General features: G+C 60.0%; 19 protein-coding genes, 1 pseudogene and 1 riboswitch. Of the genes and pseudogenes, 7 read left to right on the plus strand and 13 right to left on the minus strand.

Going from position 1 to position 24509, the window contains the following annotated elements; all coding sequences use genetic code 11:
• Nucleotides 1-27 precede the first annotated feature (27 nt).
• Nucleotides 28-106, plus strand: a riboswitch (SAM riboswitch).
• A 45-nt stretch (nucleotides 107-151) separates the two neighbouring features.
• On the plus strand, nucleotides 152-1336 hold the full coding sequence (locus tag ABJN75_RS03450; RefSeq protein ID WP_348436875.1) for an O-succinylhomoserine sulfhydrylase: 1185 nt from the start codon (nucleotides 152-154) through the stop codon (nucleotides 1334-1336).
• A gap of 109 nt (nucleotides 1337-1445) precedes the next feature.
• Here the strand turns inward: ABJN75_RS03450 and ABJN75_RS03455 are convergent, their stop codons facing one another.
• On the minus strand, nucleotides 1446-2054 hold the full coding sequence (locus ABJN75_RS03455; protein WP_348436877.1) for a CDP-alcohol phosphatidyltransferase family protein: 609 nt from the start codon (nucleotides 2052-2054) through the stop codon (nucleotides 1446-1448).
• Between the two features lie 179 nt (nucleotides 2055-2233).
• Between ABJN75_RS03455 and apaG the strand changes: the two genes are divergently transcribed.
• Both apaG and ABJN75_RS03465 read left to right on the plus strand, forming a co-directional pair.
• Complete coding sequence (apaG, locus tag ABJN75_RS03460; RefSeq protein ID WP_348436915.1) at nucleotides 2234-2626, plus strand: Co2+/Mg2+ efflux protein ApaG; 393 nt, start codon at nucleotides 2234-2236, stop codon at nucleotides 2624-2626.
• Nucleotides 2623-4080, plus strand: coding sequence for a TrkH family potassium uptake protein (locus ABJN75_RS03465; RefSeq protein WP_348436879.1), 1458 nt, complete (start codon nucleotides 2623-2625; stop codon nucleotides 4078-4080). The genes apaG and ABJN75_RS03465 overlap by 4 nt, the downstream gene beginning before the upstream one ends.
• 29 nt (nucleotides 4081-4109) lie before the next feature.
• Here the strand turns inward: ABJN75_RS03465 and ABJN75_RS03470 are convergent, their stop codons facing one another.
• The 5 genes from ABJN75_RS03470 to ABJN75_RS03490 all read right to left on the minus strand — a co-directional run bounded on the left by ABJN75_RS03470 (nucleotide 4110) and on the right by ABJN75_RS03490 (nucleotide 12323).
• The gene (locus tag ABJN75_RS03470) at nucleotides 4110-7517 is read right to left on the minus strand and encodes an efflux RND transporter permease subunit (protein ID WP_348436881.1); all 3408 of its coding nucleotides are present in this window, start codon (nucleotides 7515-7517) and stop codon (nucleotides 4110-4112) included.
• Nucleotides 7514-8902 carry an efflux RND transporter periplasmic adaptor subunit gene (locus tag ABJN75_RS03475; RefSeq protein ID WP_348436883.1) on the minus strand — a complete coding sequence of 463 codons (1389 nt, stop codon included), beginning with the start codon at nucleotides 8900-8902 and terminating at the stop codon, nucleotides 7514-7516. The genes ABJN75_RS03470 and ABJN75_RS03475 overlap by 4 nt, the downstream gene beginning before the upstream one ends.
• 179 nt (nucleotides 8903-9081) lie before the next feature.
• A complete protein-coding gene (locus ABJN75_RS03480) occupies nucleotides 9082-10074 on the minus strand; it encodes an Hsp33 family molecular chaperone (protein ID WP_348436885.1) in 993 nt (330 codons plus the stop codon).
• A 123-nt stretch (nucleotides 10075-10197) separates the two neighbouring features.
• Nucleotides 10198-11121 (minus strand): ornithine carbamoyltransferase, encoded by a 924-nt coding sequence (argF, locus tag ABJN75_RS03485; RefSeq protein WP_348436887.1) that lies wholly within the window; start codon nucleotides 11119-11121, stop codon nucleotides 10198-10200.
• 14 nt (nucleotides 11122-11135) lie between these two features.
• Nucleotides 11136-12323: an aspartate aminotransferase family protein gene (locus ABJN75_RS03490; protein ID WP_348436889.1), complete on the minus strand. Its 1188-nt coding sequence runs from the start codon at nucleotides 12321-12323 to the stop codon at nucleotides 11136-11138.
• A gap of 477 nt (nucleotides 12324-12800) precedes the next feature.
• Here ABJN75_RS03490 and ABJN75_RS03495 point away from each other — a divergent pair, with 477 nt between their 5' ends.
• Nucleotides 12801-13328: a GcrA family cell cycle regulator gene (locus ABJN75_RS03495; RefSeq protein WP_348436890.1), complete on the plus strand. Its 528-nt coding sequence runs from the start codon at nucleotides 12801-12803 to the stop codon at nucleotides 13326-13328.
• An 87-nt stretch (nucleotides 13329-13415) separates the two neighbouring features.
• Here ABJN75_RS03495 and phoB read toward each other — a convergent pair whose 3' ends face one another.
• The 7 genes from phoB to ABJN75_RS03530 all read right to left on the minus strand — a co-directional run bounded on the left by phoB (nucleotide 13416) and on the right by ABJN75_RS03530 (nucleotide 20954).
• Nucleotides 13416-14099 carry a phosphate regulon transcriptional regulator PhoB gene (gene phoB / locus ABJN75_RS03500; RefSeq protein WP_348436917.1) on the minus strand — a complete coding sequence of 228 codons (684 nt, stop codon included), beginning with the start codon at nucleotides 14097-14099 and terminating at the stop codon, nucleotides 13416-13418.
• A gap of 29 nt (nucleotides 14100-14128) precedes the next feature.
• On the minus strand, nucleotides 14129-14851 hold the full coding sequence (gene phoU, locus ABJN75_RS03505; protein WP_348436893.1) for a phosphate signaling complex protein PhoU: 723 nt from the start codon (nucleotides 14849-14851) through the stop codon (nucleotides 14129-14131).
• A 46-nt stretch (nucleotides 14852-14897) separates the two neighbouring features.
• On the minus strand, nucleotides 14898-15713 hold the full coding sequence (gene pstB / locus ABJN75_RS03510; RefSeq protein ID WP_348436895.1) for a phosphate ABC transporter ATP-binding protein PstB: 816 nt from the start codon (nucleotides 15711-15713) through the stop codon (nucleotides 14898-14900).
• 14 nt (nucleotides 15714-15727) lie between these two features.
• Nucleotides 15728-17038, minus strand: coding sequence for a phosphate ABC transporter permease PstA (pstA, locus tag ABJN75_RS03515; protein ID WP_348436898.1), 1311 nt, complete (start codon nucleotides 17036-17038; stop codon nucleotides 15728-15730).
• Nucleotides 17038-18408 carry a phosphate ABC transporter permease subunit PstC gene (gene pstC, locus ABJN75_RS03520; RefSeq protein WP_348436900.1) on the minus strand — a complete coding sequence of 457 codons (1371 nt, stop codon included), beginning with the start codon at nucleotides 18406-18408 and terminating at the stop codon, nucleotides 17038-17040. The genes pstA and pstC overlap by 1 nt, the downstream gene beginning before the upstream one ends.
• Before the next feature lie 70 nt (nucleotides 18409-18478).
• Nucleotides 18479-19513, minus strand: coding sequence for a substrate-binding domain-containing protein (locus ABJN75_RS03525; protein WP_348436902.1), 1035 nt, complete (start codon nucleotides 19511-19513; stop codon nucleotides 18479-18481).
• 145 nt (nucleotides 19514-19658) lie between these two features.
• Complete coding sequence (locus tag ABJN75_RS03530; RefSeq protein WP_348436903.1) at nucleotides 19659-20954, minus strand: ATP-binding protein; 1296 nt, start codon at nucleotides 20952-20954, stop codon at nucleotides 19659-19661.
• A gap of 127 nt (nucleotides 20955-21081) precedes the next feature.
• Between ABJN75_RS03530 and ppk2 the strand changes: the two genes are divergently transcribed.
• The 3 genes and pseudogenes from ppk2 to ABJN75_RS03545 all read left to right on the plus strand — a co-directional run.
• On the plus strand, nucleotides 21082-21966 hold the full coding sequence (gene ppk2 / locus ABJN75_RS03535; protein WP_348436906.1) for a polyphosphate kinase 2: 885 nt from the start codon (nucleotides 21082-21084) through the stop codon (nucleotides 21964-21966).
• A 252-nt stretch (nucleotides 21967-22218) separates the two neighbouring features.
• Complete coding sequence (locus tag ABJN75_RS03540) at nucleotides 22219-23904, plus strand: long-chain-fatty-acid--CoA ligase (RefSeq protein WP_348436908.1); 1686 nt, start codon at nucleotides 22219-22221, stop codon at nucleotides 23902-23904.
• 144 nt (nucleotides 23905-24048) lie between these two features.
• Nucleotides 24049-24509, plus strand: a pseudogene (locus ABJN75_RS03545) (glucose-6-phosphate isomerase); the annotation flags it as partial.

The raw sequence follows: 24509 nt of genomic DNA on the forward strand, positions 1-24509 counted from the left end.
CGCAAGCGCGGTGACACACTAAAAGACACGTTATCCCGTGGTGATTTGGCCGACCGGCTTGCAGCCACGTTAAACAAGTCGCTAAAAAGGTCGGGTTGCAAAACCGGCTGGCGACTTGGCGAGCCGGTTTTTTTTGTGTTGGACCTCGACAATGACAAGCAACCGACAATTCCGCCCCGCCACCCAGCTCGTGCATGGCGGAACCACCCGCTCCGGGTTTGGCGAGACTTCCGAAGCAATTTACCTGACCCAGGGGTTTGTCTATGACAGCTCGGAAGCCGCTGAAGCGCGCTTCAAGGGCGAAGATCCCGGTTTCATCTATTCGCGTTACGCCAACCCGACTAACGACATGTTCGAAAAACGCATGTGTCTGATGGAAGGTGCTGAAGACGCCCGCGCCACCGCGTCGGGCATGGCCGCCGTTTCCGCGGCAATGTTGTGCCAGCTCACGGCTGGCGATCATGTGGTTGCAGCGCGCGCGCTTTTCGGTTCCTGCCGCTGGATCGTGGAAAAACTGCTGCCTCAATACGGCATCGAGTCGACGCTGGTCGATGGCCGCGATCTCCTGAATTTCGAGACCGCCATCCGTCCCAATACCAAAGTGTTCTTTCTCGAGAGTCCGACCAACCCGACGCTTGAGGTGGTCGACATTGCGGGCGTTGCCAGGCTTGCCAACCAGATCGGCGCAAAACTCGTGGTCGACAACGTGTTCGCCACACCCTTGCTGCAGAAACCGCTGGAACTCGGCGCGCATGTGGTGGCCTATTCGGCGACCAAGCACATCGATGGCCAGGGCCGCTGCCTCGGCGGCGTGATCCTGTCTGACAAGGACTGGATTGACGAACACCTGCAGGATTATTTCCGCCACACCGGGCCATCGCTATCACCGTTCAACGCATGGACACTGCTCAAGGGTCTTGAAACCTTGCCGCTGAGGGTTCGCCAGCAGACCGAAAACGCCGGCAGGATCGCCGACTTCCTGGCGGATCATCCGGCGGTCGCACGGGTGATTTATCCCGGGCGGGCCGATCACCCGCAGGCGGAGATCTGCGCACGCCAGATGAAGGGCGGATCAACCATGGTGGCCTTCGATCTCAAGGGGGGCAAAGACGCTGCATTTGCCATGCAAAATGCCCTCGAGGTGGTCAAGATCTCGAACAATCTCGGCGATTCAAAAAGCCTGATCACCCATCCGGCGACGACCACCCACAAGAACCTTCCCGATGAAGCGCGGGACGAACTTGGCATCGGCCCCGGCATGGTCAGGTTTTCGGCCGGCATCGAGGATGTCGCGGATCTGGTCGAGGATTTCGAGCGGGCGCTGGCGGCTCTCTGAAGCTTCAGTTTCCGGCGGGGTGGCCCGGACAGGTTCCGCCCGCTGAATTCTTGTATCAAGGGACGGCTTCGCAAACCCGCCACGTGGGCTTGAGTGTACGCGGCGCGCTTCAGTTCGGAAACTCGGCCCGTGCCTGGACGATGCGCGAGAGCGCTGTATAGAGGCAGATTGCGGCGAACACCCAGGCTACCGGCGAGAACCATGCCGGCCAAATGCAGAATATCGCGAACACGACAAAGGTTTCGCCGGCTTCGGCGAGACCGGTGGTGAAGTAGATCGATTTGACGCCGCGTTGCGTCGTGGACAGCCCGTGTTTTTCGGCCATGATCGCATAGGCAAGAAAACTTGCGCCATTGATGTAGAACGAAAAGATCAGCGCCGCGCCGGCCAGTCCATTGGCGGCAGGATCGTGGATGACGAAGCTGAGCGGAATGGCGCCGTAGAACACGAAATCCAGTGTGATATCCAGAAAACCGCCGAAGTCGGTCTTTTCGGTTGCCCTGGCCACCGACCCGTCAAGTCCGTCACCGATCCGGCTGATGATGATCACCAAGAGGCCGGTCATCATATACCCCGATACGATCAACCATCCTGCAGCAAGGCCGAGAAGGCAGGCGACCACTGTGACATGATCGGCTTTCACACCATGCCGGGCGAGCCACAATCCGGTCCGGTCCAGGCTTGGCTCAATCATTTGACGCGCGGTTCCGTCAATCATGCCGGGAACTCCTTTTTCAAGCTTCGTGATAACGCGACGTTTCGCATCCGTCACGCCCTCTGCCGGTTCCCAGCCATCACAATAAGGTCAACCCAAATTGATGGATCGTCCGGTTTGCCGGCGTCGAAATGCTTGACGCAAGCACGGCGCTGTACAATGAGTATCGTAAGGAGTGGCAGATGTACCGCGCGCTGACCCGTGACATAGAAGTAACCGTGGATCCGTATTATCTCGAGGACCAATCGGACCCCGAGGACGGGCGCTATGTGTGGGGCTACCGCGTCGTGATCGCCAACCACTCCGACCAGATTGTCCAGCTTCGAAGCCGGCACTGGAAAATCACCGACGAGAACGGTCTTGTCGACGAGGTTCGCGGTCCCGGTGTGGTGGGCGAACAGCCGGTGCTTGGCCCCGGGGACACCTATGAATACTCCTCCGGTTGCCCGCTGGATACACCGTCGGGGGTGATGGTTGGGTCCTATCAGATGCAATCCGCGGCCGGCGAGTTTTTCGATGTCGAGATCCCGGCGTTTTCGCTTGACCTGCCGGGCCTCGCAAGAACCCTGAATTGACCGACCTCACCGAATTTCGGCCTGTCATGCTGGTGACCGGCGCCCTGGTCGCCACACTCGGCGCAGCCATGCTGTTGCCGGCCCTGGTTGACCTGGCGGCCAACAATGACGACTGGATGATCTTTACCAGCGCGGCGATGGTGACAATGCTGTTCGGCCTGGGGCTGTTTGGCGCCAATCGCGGTGCACCGAAGGGACTGTCCACCCGGCAGGCGATGCTGATGACAGTGATTTCCTGGGTGGCGCTTGTGGCCTTCGGGGCATTGCCATTTCACTGGTCGGGCATTGTGCCGACCTATACGGACGCCTTTTTTGAATCGATGTCGGGATTGACCACCACCGGCGCAACCGTGATCACCGGTCTCGACACCGCACCGCCGGGGCTCCTGTTCTGGCGTGGCCTGCTGCAATGGCTCGGCGGCCTCGGGATCATCGTCATGGCGATCGCCGTGCTGCCGATGCTGCAGATCGGCGGGATGCAATTGTTCAAGGCCGAAGCCTTCGACACAGCCGAGAAAATCCTGCCGCGCGCCACCCAGATTTCGACATCCATCACGCTGGTTTTCATTGCCATGACCGGGATCTGCGCGATTGCCTACATGGCGGTGGGCATGGCGGCCGACGACGCAGTGATCCATGCCATGACCACGGTCGCCACCGGAGGGTTTTCGACCAAGGACGACTCCATCGGCTTCTTCAACAACCCCGCCGTCGAATGGATCGCGATCATATTCATGTTTCTGGGTTCGATCCCCTTCCTGCTGTATGTGCAGATGATGCAGGGGCGGTTCCGCACAATCCTGGCCGATGACCAGGTCAAGGCATTCACCGGCTTTCTCGCCGTCGCCATCCTTGCCGGCTGGATGATGGCCCATTTCAGCGAGTATCACATCGGCCTGGAAGGCTTGCGACACTCAGCCTTTAATGTGGTCTCTATCGTCACGGGAACCGGATATGCCTCGACCGATTATGGGCTGTGGGGATCGCACGCAACGGCGTTTTTCTTCATCATCATGTTTGCCGGCGGCTGTGCCGGCTCCACCTCGTGCGGCATCAAGATCTTTCGCTTCCAGGTTCTGTTCGAGGCGGTGAGACAACATATATCGCAGGTCATGTACCCCAACGGGGTATTCCGCGCCCACTTCAACGGAAAACCGATCCAGGATCGCGTCGTTTCCTCGGTGATGAGCTTCTTCTTTCTTTTCATGACATCTTTCGTGGTGCTGTCGATCCTGCTCAGATTATCCGGCCTCGATACGATCACGGCGCTGTCCGGCGCGGGAACAGCGCTCTCCAATGTCGGGCCGGGACTGGGCGATATCATCGGCCCGTCCGGCAATTTCCAATCGCTGACCGACACGCAGAAATGGTTGCTGGCCGGCGGCATGCTGCTTGGCAGGCTTGAGCTGTTTACCGTGCTGGTGCTGTTCCTGCCGCGCTTCTGGCGATCCTGATTGCCGCCAGCCATGTGCTGAGTGTGGTTTCAGGACTGACGCACGATCTGGCGGCGGCCATAGAGCAGGGACAGGACACGGGCAAAGTCATCGCCGATGCCGACAAGAGCGGGCACGAGAAACAGCACCAGCAGCGTGGTCATGGCAAGGCCGAAGACAATGGTGATCGCCATTGGCAACAGGAATTGTGCCTGAAGGCTTGTCTCATACAGCAGTGGCAACAGCCCGCCGATGGTGGTCAGCGAAGTGAGAAGAACCGCGCGAAAACGGTCACGGCTTGCACCGACAGCGGCCTCGGCGAGACTGTCGCCCGCCGCACGGCGTTCCTCCAGCCGGGCAACCAGAATGATCGAATCATTGACCAGGATCCCGGCCAGGCCAAGCAGTCCGATAAACGACAGGATCGTCAGCTGATAGCCGAGCACCCAATGGCCGAAGATCGCGCCCACGACGCCAAACGGGATAATCAGCAGGACCGCGACCGGCCGCCAGTAGCTGGCAAAGACCCAGGCCAGAATGATGTAGATGACGCTCAGTGCGACGGCCACTCCAAGCTTGAGATCAGCAAACGCGTTCTCCTGCTCCTCGGAGCGGCCGCCGAAGGAATAGCTGACGCCATGGCGGGCGGTGATCAGATCAAGCCCGCCTCCCGCAGTCAGTTGCTCGACCACCGCTCCGGTGGTGGTGACTGCGGTATCAATGTCGCCGGACACCGAAATGGTGCTCTTTCCGTCGCGGCGCTGGATCGCGGAAAAGCCCTGACGCTCGGTCGTGTCGACAACTTCCGACAGCGGCACGAAGGCACCGGAGGGACTTCTGAGATCAAAGTCGCGCAACGCCTGGGAACCCGGCGAGGCAGGAGACTGAACCAGGCGCACGGTGACCTCGTCATCGCCGCGCGGAAACCGGAAGGGAATCGCACCATCGAAAGCGTTGCGGATCTGACGGCCGACATCTTCAATGGAGAACCCCATCGCCGCGCCGTGCGGGGTCAACTCCATGACCAGTTCCGGTTTGCCCCACGGCAGATTGTCATCCAGTCCGCTGATTCCACTGACGCCGGAAAGCAAGGCCACAACGTCGGCGGCGGCGGATTTGAGCGCCGCCACGCGCTCGCCCTGAAGCCGCACTTCAATGTCGCGGCCCGGAGGTCCGCCACGGGATTGGGCGATTGTGAAACGGCTGACACCGGAGATATCCGGCGCCGCCTGGCGCCAGGCATTGACCATATCGGGGGTGCGCACGTCACGTTCTTCCGATGTGGTCAGTTGCACCCGTATCCGCGCAGTGGCGCTACCGCTGCGACTTGAGGCCCCGAAGGTGGTGAAGACCGCCCGGATCGAAGACGGACCAGAGCCCGAAAGCGCCTTATCGGCATCACGCAGTGCCTTCTCATGCGCAGCAATTGCCGTGAGCGCGGTCTCTTCGGGCAGACCTGCGTTGAAAACAATGGTGCCGTGAATATTCTCGGCTTCCGGCGACGGGAAGAACACGAATTCGACGCGGCCCGACCGCGCCAGACCGACAGCGAGAACCATCGCCATGGCAATGGCAATCGCCAACGTCACATAGCGCCAGTCCCAGGCGAGTTGCACCAGCCTCTGGAACGGACCATCCCGGAACAGGTCAAACCCATGATCGAAGGCGCGGCGGAAGCGACTGTCGCCAACGCCAATCGGAGACCCGGCGGCCCGGCTGTTGCGCCTGCGCACTACCAGCAGGCCCCACTCAACAGCGCTTGCCAGCGCCAGCGATACTGCCACTACGACCGCGGCGCGTGCGGATGAGGGCCATCCGGCGAAATCACCGGCAGCGGCGCGCACACCGCTTTCGCCCGCACCCGGCGCAAGATCGACAGCCAACCGCCCGGCGAGGCCGGAGAGAAAGACCATCAGCACAAGCGCGATCAGAAACTGACGCCACCAGGACCAGCCCGCCGGCTTGCGTTCACCAAGCGAACTGGCCAGATGGCCGGGCAGAACCAGAAAGCACTCAAGCAGGCTTGCAACCAGAACCGCGATCACCACCATCGGCAACACCGCCATCATCTGGCCGATGGTGTCGCCGATCAGCAGGATCGGGGCGAATGCCGCAAGCGTCGTCGACATCGCCGCCATCACCGGCGTGAACATCATGCTCACGCCATTCTCCGCCGCCAGTTGCGGACTGTCGCCCATCTCCAGCCTGGTCGCGGTATGTTCGCCCACGACAATCGCGTCATCGACAATGATGCCGAGCATCATGATCAGCGAGAACAGCGACATCATGTTGATGGTTTGCCCGGAGATGAACATGAAACCGATGGTGGCGAGCATGGCGACGGGAATGCCGGCCGCGACCCAGAAGGCAATGCGGGCGTTGAGGAACAGGAAAAGGATCGAGACGACCACCAGCAGGCCCCCAAGCCCGTTCTTGACCAGCAGCCATATTCGCGCGGCAAGCGCATCGGACGCCACTTCATAGGTTGCAAGCTCGATGCCCGGCGGCAGTTGCGGCGTGATCTCCTCCATATAGGCGGACAGGATCGATGCGGTCTCGAGTGTGTCGGCAGTCGGCGCGCGACGGATATCAAGCTCGATGGCTGGCGATCCGCCGGCAAGCCCGCGGGTATCATCGACATCGAAACCATCGCTTATGCGTGAGATATCGCCGAGCAGCACCTTTTCACCACCGGTGAAGGATTTGACCTCGACATCGGCCAGTTGCCGTGCGCCCTGGGCATCGGCAAGAGTGCGCAACTGGCGTTCAACCGCACCCTCGACAGTCCCCGATGGCAGGTCGCGGCTGTTGGCGGCAATCGCGCTCGAGACATCGGATATTTTCATGCCGAGACGCCGGAGTTCGATTTCGGGCACCTCGATACGGATTTCCGCATCGCGCAGGCCGGTGAAATCGATCTTGTCGATGCCGCGGTCGATCAGGTCGTCGCGGATTCGCTTGGCCCAGACCCGCTTGATCGCCTCATCAGCGGTGCCGAAAACCGCGAGTTTGGCGACCGTATCGAAAAACACCGAGCGCGCGATCGTCGGTTCTTCGGCATCCTCGGGCAGATTGCTGACAGCCTTGACGGAGGTTTCGACATCGGTCAGGGCCTGGCTCATGTCGGTGCCGTCTTCAAATTCGAGCCGCACCGTGGCAGTGCCCTCCGCCGCCGTCGATGTCATCCGGTCAACGCCGGAGATATAACGCACGGCTGGTTCGATCAGCACCAGAATGTTGGTCTCCACATCCTCGGCGCTGGCGCCTGACCAAGTGACACCGATGGTGATCGTCGGCCGGTCAATGGAGGGAAAGAATTGTGTGTTGATGCGGGCGACCGAAAACGCGCCGAACAGGATCATCAGCACCATCAGCAGATTGGCCGCGTTGGGATGCCGGATGAAGGTGCTGACAAACCCGCCCTCCCGCCCCACTCCGGGAAAACCGCCGTTGCTCATCGGCCGGTATCCTTGCCGGCGGCCGGCAATTGCTGCGCATCGGGCGACGCAGCGGGAACGCCTGACGGATTGCGGACCCTGACGCCTTCGGAGGCTTCGGTCAGCCGTGTGACCAGGATCCGGTCCCCATCCACAAGGTCACCGTCAAGGATGGCGTCTTCGCCATCCCAGGCGATCAGGCGGACATCGCGCCGCCGCAGCTTGCCGTCGACCACGATAAAGACGTGATCGCCTGATCTCAGAGCGGTCTCGGGCAGTCGGAAGGTCCCCGGCCAGTTCCTGTCGGGCACTGTCAGCGCAACAAAGGCGCCGGGACGCAACTGCACCGGATTGTCCGCCGGATCGATACGCGCGAGGACCTCGACCCCACCGCGTTCGGCTGTCACCCGCGCGCCGATGCGGTCGATGACTGCCGGCCAGACATAGCCCATGCCTCCGACACGCCACGTCAGTTCGACCTGACGGCCGACAAGCGGGTCGGCATCGGTCGCCATGCGGCCATATTGCGCATTTGTCAGAGTAAAACGGACTTCCAGCGCGGTATCGTCATAGATCGAGGCCACCACTTCATTGCTGCTGACCGACCGGCCAGCTTCCACGGTCTCGTCGGAAATGATGCCGTCAAAAGGCGCGATCAGCGCGGTATCGGCAAGCTTGCGTTCAGCCTCGCGGACTTTCCACTCCAATCGCTCGGCATTGGCCTCCTGCTGGATACGCTGTGCTTCGGCAATGAGGATGTTGTTGCGCGACTGGCTCAATGCCTGTTGCCGCTGGGAGAGGACCAGACGCCGGGCGTCAACTTCCTTGCCTGTCAGTGCACCGGACTTTTCCAGCGACAGCGCGCGGTCGAGATCGGCGCTTGCCAGCTGCAACTGGGCGGTGGCTGCCTCAAGCTGCTCGCGTTCGGAGGCAAGCCGGGCGTCGATTTCCGCAATCGAACCTTGCACGGCCGAGAGGTTGGCGCGGGCTTCAAGAAGCGCGCCCTCATAGGCGAAAGGATCGATACGCATCAACACCACGCCCGCGGTGACGCGGCGGCCGGCGACGAGGTCCGGGTGGATCTCGATCACGTCGCCGCTCACGACGGTGCGCAGATCAACACTGCGGCCGGTATCGACCTGCCCGTAAAGGCGGATTTCGGGCCTGTTGTCTGCGCGTTTCGCGGTGATCATGTCAACGGTGTAGACTGTTGGGGTGAAGGCGCGGGGCGAGCGTTCCACCCTGGAAGCAGCCAGGCGCTCCATGGCAATCCAGGCGCCACCCAGCACCAGCGCCATCAGCGCGAATTGCACCACGGCCCGCAAAAAGCCGTGCCTTGCCGAAGACTTCAGTCCGCTTTCGGGTCCCGCCTGTAAATTCACACGGTTGTCGGCCCTGTCGAGCATTGGGTCACTCCGTTGAGACACAACAGGTAACGCAATGCCGCCGCATGGCAAATTAAAGTTTGGTCATGTTTCACCCACGCCCGGCGCAGGATTGTGAACCGAGGCCCGGCGCGCCGCACCGATGTCGAGCCAATGCAGGTTGCCTGCCGCCCGGCAAACCGGGCGACGGGGGTCAGGCGTCAGGCGTCGAACTCTGACGGATCAAAACGATAGGCGGTCGAACAGAATTCGCACTGCACGGTGATCGCGCCGTCTTCAACACTGTCGCGAATCTCCTCGGCGGAAAATCCGCTCAGAACTTCGCCCAGGCGTTCGCGCGAGCAGCTGCACTGATCAAACACCGGAACCGGCGAATAGATTTTCGCGCCACGCTCGTGAAACAGCCGGTATAGCAGGCGTTCGGAGCCAACCTCCGGATCGGTCAATTCGCCCGGCTGCACGGTACTGACAAGCGCCTTTGCTTCGGCCCAACTGTCGTCATCGTCATGCAGGATGTCATCGATGTCGTCCGGGGCATCGCCGCCGGGCAGGTCCGGCTGGCGCATCCGCTCAGGCGCATGCGGCAGAAACTGAACGACAACGCCGCCGGCGCGCCAGCTGTGGCGCGGGTTTCCGTCGCTGTCGCGGTCAATCAGTTCTGCCACGGCCAACCGGACAATGGTCGGGATCTGCTCGGATTGCCGGAAATAGGTTTCCGCCATTTCCTGCAGGCTTTCGCCGTTCATTTCGACGATCCCCTGGTAGCGCTGCATGTATTCGCCCTGGTCGATGGTGAACGCCAACACACCGCGACCAAGCAGATCGGTCGGGCTTACAGCACCACTGGCCTGCGCCGCGGCAAGGCGGTCGGCATCAAAACGGGCATAGGCGCGCAGGTTTCCCGGCGCAGAAAAGTCCGCGACAAGCAGATCCACCGGGCCGTCACCCTTGGTCTGGATGATCAGCTTGCCTTCGAATTTGAGCGAGGTTCCGAGCAATACGGTCAATGCGATGGCTTCGGCGAGCAATCGCGCCACCGGCTCGGGGTAATCATGACGGCCAAGAATGCCGTCAATCATCGGACCAAGCTGCACGGCGCGTCCACGCACGTCGAGACCATCCACCTCGAACGGCAGAACACGGTCGTCACCGGCGAAACCCGGTTCGCCGTGGGTTTGGATATCGGTTTCCATCATCATTCCCGATTGTTTCAAGAGGCGCGTTCGGCCGTCACAAGGCCAGGCGCGAACCGCGTCCACATTTCAAACCGCGCATATAGGTATTGACCGGCCGAACCGCCAGAGGCGTCAGAGGCGTCAGAGAACGCCCATGCACCAGCGCATCACCGCCTTTTGCGCATGCAGACGGTTTTCGGCTTCGTCAAACACCACTGAACGCGGCCCGTCCATCACTTCGTCCGTGACTTCCTCGCCACGATGGGCAGGCAGGCAATGCATGAAGAGAGCGTCCGGATTGGCCTTGGCCATCAGTGTTTCATTGACCTGATAGGGAACAAAAATATTGTGGCCGCGGGCTTTGTGTTCCTGGTTCATCGACACCCAGGTATCGGTGATCACGCAATCGGCACCCTCGACCGCGCGGTCGGGATCGGCACTGATATCTATCTCGGCACCCTGTTTGCGAGCCCAGTCGACGAACTTCGCATCCGGCTCAGAGCCTTCGGGCGTGGCGATCTGCATGCGGTAGCCGAATTGCGCCGCGCCTTCGATCAGCGAATGAAGCACATTGTTGCCGTCGCCGGTCCATGCCAGCGTCTTGCCTTTGACCGGGCCGCGATGTTCCTCAAAAGTGAGAATATCGGCCATGATCTGGCAGGGATGGGTATCATCGGTAAGAGCGTTGATAACGGGCACGGTTGCATGTTCGGCCAGTTCCAGCATGCGGGAATGGTCAAGCGTGCGGATCATGATCAGGTCGACATAGCGCGACAGCACCTTGGCGGTGTCGGCAATGGTTTCGGCCCGGCCAAGCTGCATCTCGGTGCCCGACAGGAACAGCGTTTCTCCGCCGAGCTGGCGCATGCCGACATCAAACGACACGCGGGTGCGGGTCGAGGGTTTTTCGAAAATCATCGCCAGCATCTTGCCTTCGAGCGGGCGATCGGTCTCTGCGGCGGTCTTGGCTGCACGCGCCGCATCAAGCATGGCGCGCAAATCGCTCGCGCTGACTGCGGAGAGATCGAGAAAATGGCTGGTGCCGACGGATTTGGTCTGTGTCATAGCGTCCGATCCGGTTAATTGGCTTTGCGAGACAGCGTGTCGAGCGCCGCCTCGATCCTGGAGAGGGCGTCACGGGCTTCTTCCGCGGTCACGATCAGAGGCGGCAGCAACCGCACCACATTGTCACCCGCCGGCACTGCCAGCAGATGCTCGTTGCGCATCGCCATGACCAGCTCGGCATTGGGCTTGGCACATTTGATGCCGAGCATCAGACCGGTTCCGCGGATGTCTTCGATCAAGTCGGGATAGCGGTCCTTGAGCGACGCCAGACCCTGGTTCAGAACCAGGGCGATATCGTTGACGTGGGTAAGGAAGCCGTCTGCGAGCACGACGTCAAGCACTGCGTTTCCAACCGCCATGGCCAGCGGATTGCCGCCATAGGTGGTGCCATGCGTGCCGGCGGTCATGCCGTCAGCGGCGTCCGCTGTGGCCAGGCAGGCGCCAAACGGGAAGCCGCCGCCAATGCCCTTGGCAACCGCCATGATATCGGGGGTGATACCTGCCCATTCGTGGGCGAACAGTTTGCCTGTGCGACCGACACCGGATTGCACCTCATCGAGGACAAGCAGAATCCCCTCTTCGTCACACAGGTCGCGCAAGTCGCGCATCCATTGCCTGGATAGCGCGCGGATACCGCCCTCGCCCTGCACCGGCTCGACCAGAATGGCGGCCGTTTCCTCGCAGATTACTGCCTTCAAAGCCTCCAGGTCGCCGAACGGCACCTGGTCGAAGCCCTCGACCTTCGGACCGAAGCCCTCAAGATACTTGGCCTGACCGCCAGCAGCGATGGTCGCCAGCGTGCGGCCATGAAACGCGCCTTCCATGGTGATGATGCGGTAGCGTCCGGGCTGTTCATTGACGAAGAAATGACGACGCGCGGTCTTGATCGCGCATTCAAGCGCCTCCGCACCGGAATTGGTGAAGAACACCTTGTCGGCGAAGGTCACTTCGCAAAGCCGCTTGGCCAGACGCGTCTGATCGGGCATTTCATAGACGTTAGACAGATGCCATAATTTGTCGGCCTGGCTCTTCAACGTCTCCACAAGATGGGGATGGGTATGGCCGAGCGAATTGACCGCAATGCCTGCGGCGAAATCGAGATAGCGTTCGCCGGTCGGGGTCTCCAGCCAGACGCCATGGCCGCGCTCGAAGACCATCGGCGCGCGATTATATGTATCGTAAAGCGGCTTGGCCTCGGCCATGGCGCTCTTCTCCCCTTTAACAAACCACACGGGCGCATTGAACGAAGCTTGACGGGCGCCATTGGAACCCGTCGAGCAACCCTGTGCCGGAAAACCAAAATGCCGCCCTTCCGGGGCGGCGAGGGCACTATTTACATTTCAGTCTGGCCTGTCAATGAGACAAGCTGCGTCCCCGGCGCGCCGGCAATTCCGCCGCCTTGCAGGGCCACTGTCACGATCTGGCCCGCTGTGCGGGAAAAGTGGTGCAGCAAGAACACAACCCACGCCCGTAAGTTGGGGAAAACCGAGAAAAGGAATCACCATGATTCGGCTGACTCTTGTCATGGAGTCAGCCGACCACTACGTTAAACCCATGAAATAGGCGTTCGCGGCGGACACTATTTACCTCACAGTAACCGAGCGTTTGAGCTCCGGTCATCCGGGGCCTAGGTGAGGGATTCTGCCATCCCGGGCTACGGGATACAGGGAGAGCAAGGCATGAACTGGACTGATGAACGGGTTGAAAGACTCAAGAAACTCTGGGCGGACGGGCTCAGCGCGAGCCAGATCGCCGCGCAATTGGGCGGCGTCAGCCGCAATGCGGTGATCGGCAAGGTGCACCGGCTCAACCTTCCTGGCCGGGCCAAGAGCGGCGGACAGGCGTCAGTGCGGACCAAGCGCACGACAGCCGCGCCCCGCGCACCCAATTACGCCGGACGTACGGCGACACAGACAACCCGCACAGTCAGCCGCGCAAGCGGCGGCAGCGCGCAGTTGAAGCAGGATCTCGACGTTGTTGCGGTGGAAGATCTCGACACGCGGCCGCTGGAAGATGTGGTTGTGCCGATTTCCCGGCGGCTCACCCTGGTGGAACTGTCCGAACGGACCTGCAAATGGCCGATCGGCGACCCGCTGCAGGAAGGTTTCCATTTTTGCGGCAATGATTCAGGCGAAGCGTCACCCTATTGCGGTTATCACGCCAAACTGGCTTTCCAGCCCTCAAGCGAGCGCAAGCGCGCCCGCTAAAAAAGCTGGATGGACGCAACACAAAAGCCCGGATCGTGTCCAACGAGCCGGGCTTTGTTTTTGTTGTCGGGATGCTCCTGCGCCGCCTCAGCTCTCGATCGAGTAGCCGGCGCCGCGGACGGTGCGGATGATGTCGCGCATCCCGGAGAGATTGACCGCCTTGCGCAACCTGCCGACATGCACATCGACTGTACGTTCATCGACATAGACATCGTGGCCCCAGACACCATCGAGCAACTGCGCGCGCGAGTAGACCCGGCTGGGTGAACTCATCAGGTATTCGAGCAGGCGGAATTCCGTCGGCCCCAACTTGACGTCACGGCCACGCCTGCGCACCCGATGGGTTTCGCGATCGAGTTCGACATCGCCAACCTTGAGCAGGCTGGAAATCACTTCGGGCCGGGCGCGCCGCAGCATGGCCCTGACCCGGGCCAGAAGCTCAGGGGTGGAAAACGGCTTGACGACGTAATCGTCAGCGCCGGTGGCCAGACCGCGAACCCGTTCGCTTTCCTCGCCGCGGGCAGTGAGCATGATGATCGGCAACCGTTCGGTCTCCGGCCGGGCGCGCAGACGCCGGCACAGTTCGATACCGGAAATGCCGGGCAGCATCCAGTCGAGGATCAACAGATCCGGAACACGCTCCTGCAACCGGATTTCCGCTTCGTCGCCACGCAGCACCGTGTCAACGTCGTAGCCTTCTGCTTCGAGATTGTAGCGAAGCAGCACCGAGAGCGCCTCTTCGTCTTCAACCACTGTTATTCGCGGACTCATCGCCATGTTTTATGCACTCCGTGACGCGATCACGCCGAACCCGGTGCGGGCGCGACCATGCTGGCGGTATCATCATCTTTCGGACGGTCGGCCGACAATTGCTCGCCGGTGGCGACATAATAGACCGTCTCGGCGATGTTGGTGGCGTGATCGCCGATGCGCTCGATGTTCTTGGCGCAGAACAGCAGGTGGGTACAGGCGGTGATGTTGCGTGGGTCTTCCATCATGTAGGTCAGCAATTCGCGGAAAAGCGAAGTGTAGATTGCATCGATTTCCTCGTCGCGTTCGCGGATGGAATTGGCCAGTTCGGGTGAGCGTGTGGCGAAGGCGTCAAGCACTTCCTTGAGCTGGGTCAGCGCCAGTTCGGCCAGGTGCTCGAGCCCGCGCACCAGCTTGCGCGGTTGCGCCATGGTGTGCACGGCGATCACCCGTTTGGCAATGTTCTTGCCCAGGTCGCCAACGCGTTCCAGATCGGAGGCGATCCGGATCGATCCGATAACCTCGCGCAGATCGGACGCCATCGGCTGGCGCTTGGCGATCAGGATGACGGCTTTGTCGTAGATCTCGCGCTCGCCATTATCGAGCAGGAGATCTTCCGAGATTACCCGCTGGGCGGAGGCCGTGTCGGCATTGACCAGGGCGGCAACGGCGTCGGCGACCATACGCTCGGCGATCCCGCCCATTTCCGACAGGCGGCGTACAAGGAAGCGGAGTTCGTCATCATAGGAGGTGACGGTATGAGCTTCGGGCATGGCTTGATCCTTCAATTCTGTCGTCATGATGCAATAAGTGATCGCATTAGCCGAAGCGGCCGGTGATGTAGTCCTGGGTCAGCTTGTTGTCCGGATTGGTGAACATCTTTTCGGTGGGACCTTCCTCGACAAGATTTCCCAGATGGAACATGGCAGTGCGCTGCGAGACGCGGGCGGCCTGCTGCATCGAGTGGGTGACGATGACGATGGTGAAATTGGCACGCAGTTCGTCGATCAGTTCCTCGACCTTTGCGGTGGCGATCGGGTCAAGCGCCGAGCATGGCTCGTCCATCAAAATGACTTCAGGGCTGACAGCGATGGCGCGCGCAATGCAAAGCCGCTGTTGCTGGCCACCGGAAAGACCGGTTCCAGGCTCATCGAGGCGATCCTTGACTTCTTCCCAGATCGCAGCCTTGCGAAGGCTGGATTCAACGATCTCGTCAAGCTCCTGTTTCGACTTGGTCAAACCATGAATGCGCGGTCCGTACGAGATATTCTCGTAGATCGACTTCGGAAAAGGGTTAGGCTTCTGGAACACCATGCCGACCCTTGCCCGCAACTCTACGACATCGATCTTCGGATCGTAGATGTCTTCATTGTCGAGCGTGATATTGCCTTTGATGCGGCAGATATCAATGGTGTCGTTCATCCTGTTCAAGCAGCGCAGGAATGTAGACTTTCCGCACCCTGAAGGTCCGATAAGCGCCATCACCTGGTGTTCGGGAACCTTGAGGTCCACGCCGAACAGGGCCTGCTTTTCGCCGTAGAACACGTCGACCTTTTCGCCGCGCATCTTTATATTTGGCTCTTTGGTCATGGCGGTTAGCTTGTTCTCGATTGTCGTGTCGGTGAGCATATTCATGTCCTTTTACCTTTTTACCAACGACGCTCGAAGCGCTGCCTGAGGAAAATTGCAATTGAGTTCATTAAGACGAGGAAGCCGAGCAGCACCAGAATAGCTGCGGACGTTCTGGCGACAAAGCCACGTTCCGGGCTGTCGGCCCAGATGTAGATCTGGGTCGGCAGCGCGGTGGAAGCCTCAAGCACACCATCGGGCGGGCTGGTGATGAAGGCGTTCATACCAATCAGAAGCAACGGTGCCGTCTCACCCAGCGCCTGAGCCAGGCCGATGATGGTACCGGTCATGATCGTCGGCATCGAAAGCGGCAGGATGTGGTGCAGGATGGTTTCATGCTTGGATGCTCCGATGCCCAGAGCCGCCTCCTTGATGGAGGACGGAACAGACTTGAGCGAGGCTCGCGTGACGATGATCAGCGTGGGCAGGGTCATCAGGGCGAGAACCATGCCTCCAACCAGCGGTGCTGAACGGGGAAGGCCGAACCAGCCAAGGAAGACCGCCAGACCGAGAAGACCGAACACCACCGATGGAACTGCAGCAAGGTTGTTGATGTTGACCTCGATCACGTCGGTGAAGCGGTTTTTGGGAGCGAACTCCTCAAGGTAGATTGCAGCCGCGATACCTATCGGGAAGGAGATCAGGAAACAGACCAGCAACACCCAGAAGGATCCCGAAATCGCACCGGCGAGACCGGCAAGTTCGGGGAAGCGGCTGTCCGAGTTGAAGAACAGGCCCCAGTTGAAAGGCTGCGAGAGGGCGCCTGCTGCTTCGAGCTGATTGTAATACTTGATCTGGACGTCACTGACCCGACGTTGATTTTCAGGCAGGTCCGGATTGATCTGCCCCTTGGCAAGCTGATCGAGCGGGTCAGACAACGGGATGGAAAACAGCGAAGCTTTCCCCAGAAGTTCCGGGTTCTTGATCACCTGGTCCCTGACAATGAAGTGCGCGGAAGAGGTGAATATGTTGAAAAATTCCCTCTCGTTGGAACGCGGCAACTCGGCAACCTGGTTACGCAAAGAATCGCGCACAACACCACGCCAATTCGCCGCCATGAGGTTTTCAGGGTCGATATCTGCTCCCGCAAGATCGATTTCGACCGTGGCCATTGTCTGAACGAAAGCCCGGTAACCGGTAAATGTCAGCGTGCTGACGAGGATCAGAAGGAACCCGAGAGCGAAGAAAATCGCCAGCATTCCGTAGGCCTGGAGGCGACGGTCTGCAGCATAGCGCGCCTTGCGGCGCGCAGCCATAGCGGGCGACTGCCAATCGACAGTGCGGGTCTTGCCCCCGGCCAGAGCACCAAGTGACGAAGCTGTGTTACTCATCAGTACTTCTCCCGGTATTTGCGCACGGTGTGGAGTGCGATGAGGTTCAAGCCAAGGGTGATGGTGAAGAGCACCAGACCCAGCGCGAAGGCTGCAAGGGTTTTCGGATTGTCGAACTCGCTGTCACCAATCAACAAGGTGACGATCTGGACGGTCACGGTGGTGACCGATTCAAACGGGTTGAGCGTCATCTTGGCAATAAGCCCTGCGGCCATGACCACGATCATCGTCTCGCCAATAGCGCGGCTCAAAGCCAGCAGCACGCCACCGATGATGCCCGGCAAGGCCGCCGGCAATAAGACCTTGCGGATCGTTTCGCCCTTTGTTGCACCAAGTGCATAGGAGCCGTCCCGCATCGCCCGTGGCACCGCAGCAAAAGCATCGTCGGAGAGCGACGAGATGAATGGAATGAGCATCACTCCCATCACACCACCTGCTGCCAGTGCGCTGTTGGGCGAGGCGTCAATGCCAAGTGACATCGCCAGATTGCGGATTGCCGGAGCGACCGTCAACACCGCGAAGAAGCCGTAGACGATGGTCGGGATCCCCGCCAGAATTTCGAGCAGAGGCTTGACCACCGAACGGAAACGGCTGTTGGCATATTCGGTCAGATAGATCGCCGAGAAAATGCCGGTCGGGATGGCAACCAGCATGGCAAGCAGCGAGATCACCATGGTGCCGAAAAGCACCGGGATCATGCCGAATGCACCCTGCCCTGCCACCTGGTCGGCGCGGATGGCGATCTGCGGCTCCCAGCGCAGGCCGAAGAAGAATTCCGTAAACGGAACCTTGGCAAAAAACTGGGCCGCTTCGTAAACCAGCGAGGACACGATGCCAAGCGTCGTGACGATGGCGACGATCGAGGAAAAAATCATGAACCAGGTCACAGACCGCTCGACGCTGTAGCGCGCCTGGTAGCGATGCTGGATGATACGGAAGCCGAAGAAAGCCCCGATGCTGGCCAGAGAGGCCGCCACGGCAACCATTGCCCAGCGGAAAATGAACTCGAGCGACCTTAGATGCTCGACCCCTACCAGCACCTCCGGCGACGGTTCGGTGAACAGGTTTCCAGCACGAACCTGCCGGATCTCGCTAATCAACAGGTTCCGCTCTGCGCCGGTCATTTGATCCGCGCCGGGGAAACTGGAAAGGACAAGCATGTCTTGAAAGCTTGATTCACTCATCGACCACAAAATCAGGAAGATGAGCGCTGGCACGCCGGTCCAGATGGCGGCGTTAAGGGCGTGATAAATAGGTCGCGAATGAACCTTGACTGTCGCGAGTTCGCGCTGCTTGCGCGCGCGGATAAGTCCCGCCATTGCTGCAGCGATCGACGCCACCAGCAAAATAATAATTAGATAGCTCACCATTGTCCCGCTTGCCCCTGTATCAAACAAGGTCGCCCCTCACCAGGAGGGACGACCATCTCGCCAGTGGCGATTACGAGCCGAGCTTCTTGCCTTCGGCAACGTTCTTCTGGACTTCCATGCGCTTCTCGTCGGAAAGCGGAGTGAGGCCACGCTCAGGAAGGTAACCGTCGGAAGAAAGAGCGGAGTCCGAGAGATACTCGGCGAGGAACTCCTTCATGCCCGGGATCACATCGCGGTGCGCGTTCTTGACGTAGAAGTAGATCGGACGCGCAACCGGGTATGAGAAGTCAGCGATCGTGTCGAACGTCGGCTCAACACCGTTGACCAGAACAGCCTTCAACTTGTCGTTGTTTTCATACAGGAACGAGTAGCCGAAGATACCGACCGCATTGGCGTCGGCCTCAAGGCGCTGCACGATCAGGTTGTCGTTTTCACCAGCTTCGACGAAAGGACCGTCCTGACGCATACGCGAGCAGACTTCTTCCCACTTGTCTCCGTCAGACTTCTTCAGATCTGCCATGCCAGGAAGTTCCGAACAACCGTCATGCATGACGAGTTCAACGAAAGCGTCACGAGTGCCTGATGTCGGGGGAGGACCGAAAGCAATGATGTCAAAATCAGGCAACGAAGCGTCGATGTCCGACCACTTCTTGTTCGGGTTGGCGACGAAACCGCCATTGCCATCCGGAAGTTCGGCAGCAAGTGCCTTGAAGATCTGCTCTTCGGTCAGATCCATCTCAGGAGCCGAACGGGCATGAGCGATCGAAAGACCGTCGTAACCGATAAGGGCTTCGGAAATGTCGGTCACGCCATTGCTGGCGCAAAGCTCGGCTTCCGAATCCTTGATCGCACGCGAAGCGCCGGTGATGTCTGCGAAGTCCGGGCCGATGCCGCCGCAGAATACCTTGAAGCCACCGCCGGTGCCGGTCGACTCAACAACCGGAGCAGGGTTTCCTGTCTTGTTGGCATATTCCTCAGCAGCAGCCTGAGAATAGGGAAATACGGTTGACGAACCGACAACCTTGACTTGATCGCGGGCAACAGCGGCGCCAGCGAAGGCCGTGGACGCCACGAGTGCGGCAGCAGCGAATTTGAGTGCGTACATGAGAATCTCCCGTTGTGGGTAAAGGTGGCTAGGCCCTGTGGCAGGGCTTCGGGTCAGCCGTCTAAGGCTGGCCCTTTCTAGGCCTTTCAAGATTCCGTTTTATGACAGTAGCATCACTGTTTTATGACACACTATGTAATTGTTATTACTTATATATCTCGTTACTTGCTGGTTTAATGCCCGGTTCAACCGGGCTGAATTTGACAGTGAAGACCGATCCCTCGCCAAGAACCGACTTGACCACCAGCCGGGCGCGGTGCCGGGTGAGGATGTGCTTGACGATGGCCAATCCCAATCCTGTCCCCTTCTTGGTCCTGCTTGTTTCCACATCGACGCGGTAGAACCGCTCAGTCAGACGCGGCACATGCTCCTTGGCGATGCCCGGACCGAAATCCCGTACGGAAACCTGCGCGCCGTCCACGTCGGAACCCGCGACAGCAATCTGAACTCGCTGGCCGGTCTGGCCGTATTTGCAGGCATTCTCGATCAGGTTGGAAAAGACCTGGATCAGCTCATCCACATCCCCGGTCACTATCAAGGGGGCGGACGGCAAGGCCAGATCGACCTCGACGCCGAGATCCTTGGCCATCGGCCTCAAGGTATCGACCACGTGCGTGATGGTCTTGCCCAGATCCACCTGGCCTTCGGGCGCGACATGAGCCCGCATCTCCAGCCGAGACAGGGACAGAAGGTCATCGATCAGGCGGGCCATTCGCTGGGCCTGTTCCAGCATGATGCCAAAGAACCGGGTGCGCGCGGCCTCGTCATTGCGCGCCGGCCCCTGCATGGTTTCGATAAAGCCCATCAGCGAGGCAAGCGGAGTTCTGAGTTCGTGGCTGGCGTTGGCGACAAAGTCGGTGCGCATCCGGTCCATTCGGCGGGCTTCGGTCAGATCCCGGAATGTCATTACATAAAGCCGGTCCGTAATCTCCGCTGCTCTTGCCGGGGCTTCGCCAACCGGCGCCACCCGCACGTCATGCCAGCGCTCCGAGGGGACGCGTTCGGAATGCTCAACGCTTTCCGGCACACCATCGGCGATGACACGGGAGACCAGGTCGAGAATGGCCGGCGACCTGATGCGCGCCGACAGCGATGCCCGCTCGGGATAGGCGCCGACAAGCGCCTGGGCCGCCGAATTCTGGCGCACAACCTGTGTTTCGCGGTCGAACACGATCGTCGGCAGATCCAACGCTTCAATCACCATAAAATCAGGATGGATCGCGCGAGCCGCACCGTTCTTGCGCCTGACCTTGGCATCCTGCCGGTTCGAAGGCCAGAGCAGAAGAGCCGCTGCAAAAATGCCATATCCGGCAATCGCTTGCCAGGGTTGCAGCCCTGCGGGAACAGCAGCAACCGCAACTGCGGCTCCGACCCCCAACGGGCGCACCAACACCCGTGCCCGGGCGGGAAAGCCGTCCTCTTCTTGCCTGATATCGCTCATCTGCCAGTGCGCCCTCGGTGTCGTGCAATCGCTGATTTGGTAACTTGTTTACCTGCGCTGCTTGAAATCACAATGACGATGTGGCCCTTTCTCATTTCAAAGCGAAAACAGAACAAAGGAAAAGTCCGTGGGAAAAGACAAAAGCGACAGGGCAGTCGAGTTGACCATCGACGGCAAGGAGCGGGTTTTCGACATCGACAATCCGAAGCTGCCGGGATGGGTGAAGGACGAAGCATTTTCCTCGGATGACTACCCCTACAAGAAGAAACTTGACTGGGACGAGTATGAAAAGGAGCTGGAGGCCCTGCAGATCGAGCTGGTCAAGGTCCAAAGCTGGCTCGGCGAAACCGGCAAACGCATCATCTCGGTTTTCGAAGGCCGTGACGCCGCCGGCAAAGGCGGATCCATCGGAGCAACACGGGCATACATGAACCCGCGCGCGGCGCGTATTGTCGCCCTGCCCAAGCCAACCGAAACCGAGCGCGGACAATGGTATTACCAGCGCTATGTCGATCACTTCCCCACTTCCGGCGAATTCGTCATGTTTGACCGCTCCTGGTACAATCGCGCCGGTGTCGAGCCGGTGATGGGGTTTTGCACTCCGGAGCAGTATCTGCATTTTCTCGAGGAGACCCCGAATTTCGAGCGGATGCCGGTGAAGGAGGGAATCTATCTTTTCAAGTTCTGGCTCAATATCGGCCGCGAAATGCAGCTCAAGCGGTTTCACGACCGCCGCCACAGCAAGCTCAAGTCCTGGAAATTGTCGCCGATGGATATTGCCAGCCTGAACAAGTGGGATGACTACACCGAAAAGCGCGACGTGATGCTGAAGGAAACCCATTCCAGTTATGCGCCGTGGACCGTGGTGCGCGCCAATGACAAGCGCCGCGCCCGCCTCAATGTGATCCGCACGATCTTGAGCGAACTTCCCTACACCGGCAAGGACAAGGGCGCGATTGGCGATATCGACGAGGACATCGTCAGCTCCGGCCCCGGAGCGGTCAACCGCTGAGACGACCGATGGTCATTCCGGACGCGGCAGGTTCGGGCGTCCCTGTCGCGGGAATGACGCATCTGCAGAAGTTGAAAAACAGGCACATGGGCGACCGTTTTCCGCGCGAAAAGTGACGTTTACGTCAAAGGAAGGCATTGCAACCGGAACGCCGCCGCTCTAAATCTTCTATCATGAGGGACGCAGGGAAGAGGAGCCCCGCGGCAAAATGATGATCCGCGTCCGTGTCCGCAAAGCGAGGGAGTGAAAAACATGACAAACACTGCTGCCGACGACCGCATCTGGCTGCAATCCTACCCACCTGATACGCCCGCCGAGATCGGGCCGCTGTCTTATCCCTCCGTGGGTGCATTGATCGAGGATTCGTTCAGAAAATATCCCGGCCGGCCGGCATTCACCTGCATGGGCAAGTCCATCACCTATGCCGAGATGGAGAAACTCTCCTCTTCGATCGGAGCCTGGCTGCAGTCTCTGGGGCTGGAGAAGGGCGACCGGGTCGCGCTGATGATGCCCAACATCCTGCAGATGCCGGTGGCGATGGCGGCCGTGCTGCGCGCCGGCTACGCGGTGGTCAATGTCAACCCGCTCTACACGCCGCGCGAACTCGAGCACCAGCTCACGGATTCAGGCGCCAAGGCGATCATCATTCTCGAGAACTTCGCCATTACCCTGCAACAGGTTGTCGCCCGCACAGGCGTCAAGCACGTCTGCGTCGCGACCATGGGGGATCTGCTCGGATTGAAGGGCCATCTGGTCAATTTCGTGGTCCGCAAGATCAAGAAAATGGTGCCCGACTGGTCACTTCCCGGCCATGTGAGTTTCAAGGCAGCGCTGTCGTCGGGCGAGGGCAAAACCCTCAAGCCGGCAGACTCCAGACCTGATGACGTGGCGTTTCTGCAATATACCGGCGGAACCACGGGGGTATCCAAGGGTGCAACGTTGATCAACTCCAACGTGCTGGCGAATGCGGCGCAGAACAACATGTGGCTTCCGGCAGCCTTCATCAACAAGCCAAGGCCGGAAGTTCTTGTCTATGTCTGTGCCCTGCCGCTTTACCATATCTTTGCCCTGACGGTGAACGCGCTGATGGGCATGTCCCAGGGCGCCCACAACATCCTGATCCCCAACCCGCGCGACATCCCCGGCTTCGTCAAGGAACTGCAGAAATTCGAGTTCCACGTTTTCCCCGGACTCAACACCCTGTTCAACGGATTGCTGAACAACGAGGCTTTCCAGCAGCTCAATTTCAAACCCCTGCTGCTGACCCTGGGCGGCGGAATGGCGGTTCAGCGTCCGGTGGCCGATCGATGGAAGGAACTGACCGGCTGCGTTATCTCGGAAGGCTACGGCCTGTCGGAAACCTCCCCGGTGGCGACAGCCAACCGGTTTGACGCCACCGAGTTCACCGGCACCATCGGCCTCCCGCTGCCCTCGACCTATATCGACATCCGTGACGAAGACGGCAATTCGGTGCCGCTCGGCGAAGTGGGCGAGATCTGCATCAAGGGACCCCAGGTGATGGCGGGGTACTGGAACCGGCCCGAAGAGACCCAGCAGGCGATGTCCGCCGACGGGTATTTCCGCTCCGGCGATATGGGCTTCATGGATGACAAGGGTTTCACCAAGATCGTCGACCGCAAGAAGGACATGATTCTGGTCTCCGGTTTCAACGTCTATCCCAATGAGATCGAAGAAGTGGCGGTGGCGCATCCAGGCATCGCCGAAGCAGCGGCAATCGCCATCCCGGATGAGAATTCCGGAGAGGCGGTGAAGCTGTTCATTGTCCGCAAGGACCCGAACCTGACCGAGGCCGACGTCAAGGCACATTGCGCCACCGGGCTTACCAACTACAAGCGCCCCAAGGTCATCGTGTTCAAGGACGACCTGCCAAAAACCAATGTCGGCAAGATTCTGCGCCGGGAACTGCGCGATCTGTGAACCGGTGCGGTTGTGCCGCGGCTTTGCAAAGCTCGCACAGCCGACCGGTCAGACTGCTTCCAGCGAGACCCGGAAGCCGCGGGAAACTTGATTTTCCGCGGCTTCCGCCGCATAGGTGGGCAACCCAACATGGAGGCCCGCCCCTTGTCGAACACCGTTGATCTGGCTCTGTCCCGCCTTAAAACCCATCATGAAAACGGCGCCGTCAGCAATCTGCGTGCGGCGTTTCAAACCGATGCTGATCGTGCCCGGCGCTATACAATCGGGTTCGATGACCTGCGTATGGATTTTTCCAAATGCGCGATTGCCGAGGACACGCTCGGGCTTTTGGAGGCACTTGCCGTCGCGGCGGATGTCGAAATAAAGCGCGACCGGATGTTCGCTGGCGAACCGATCAACATCACCGAAGGCCGGGCGGTGCTGCACACCGCGCTGCGCGCTGCGCCGGATGGTGACATCCGGGTGGATGGCGAAAACGTGATTCCCGGCGTCCATGCGGTGCTTGATGCAATGGGCGCTTTTTCGAACGGGATCCGCGACGGCTCGATTTGCGGCGCCACCGGCAAGGCCTTCACCGATATTGTCAATATCGGCATCGGCGGCTC

The organism is Hoeflea sp. (assembly GCF_039975035.1).
In the GTDB taxonomy this organism is placed as follows: Bacteria; Pseudomonadota; Alphaproteobacteria; order Rhizobiales; family Rhizobiaceae; genus Hoeflea.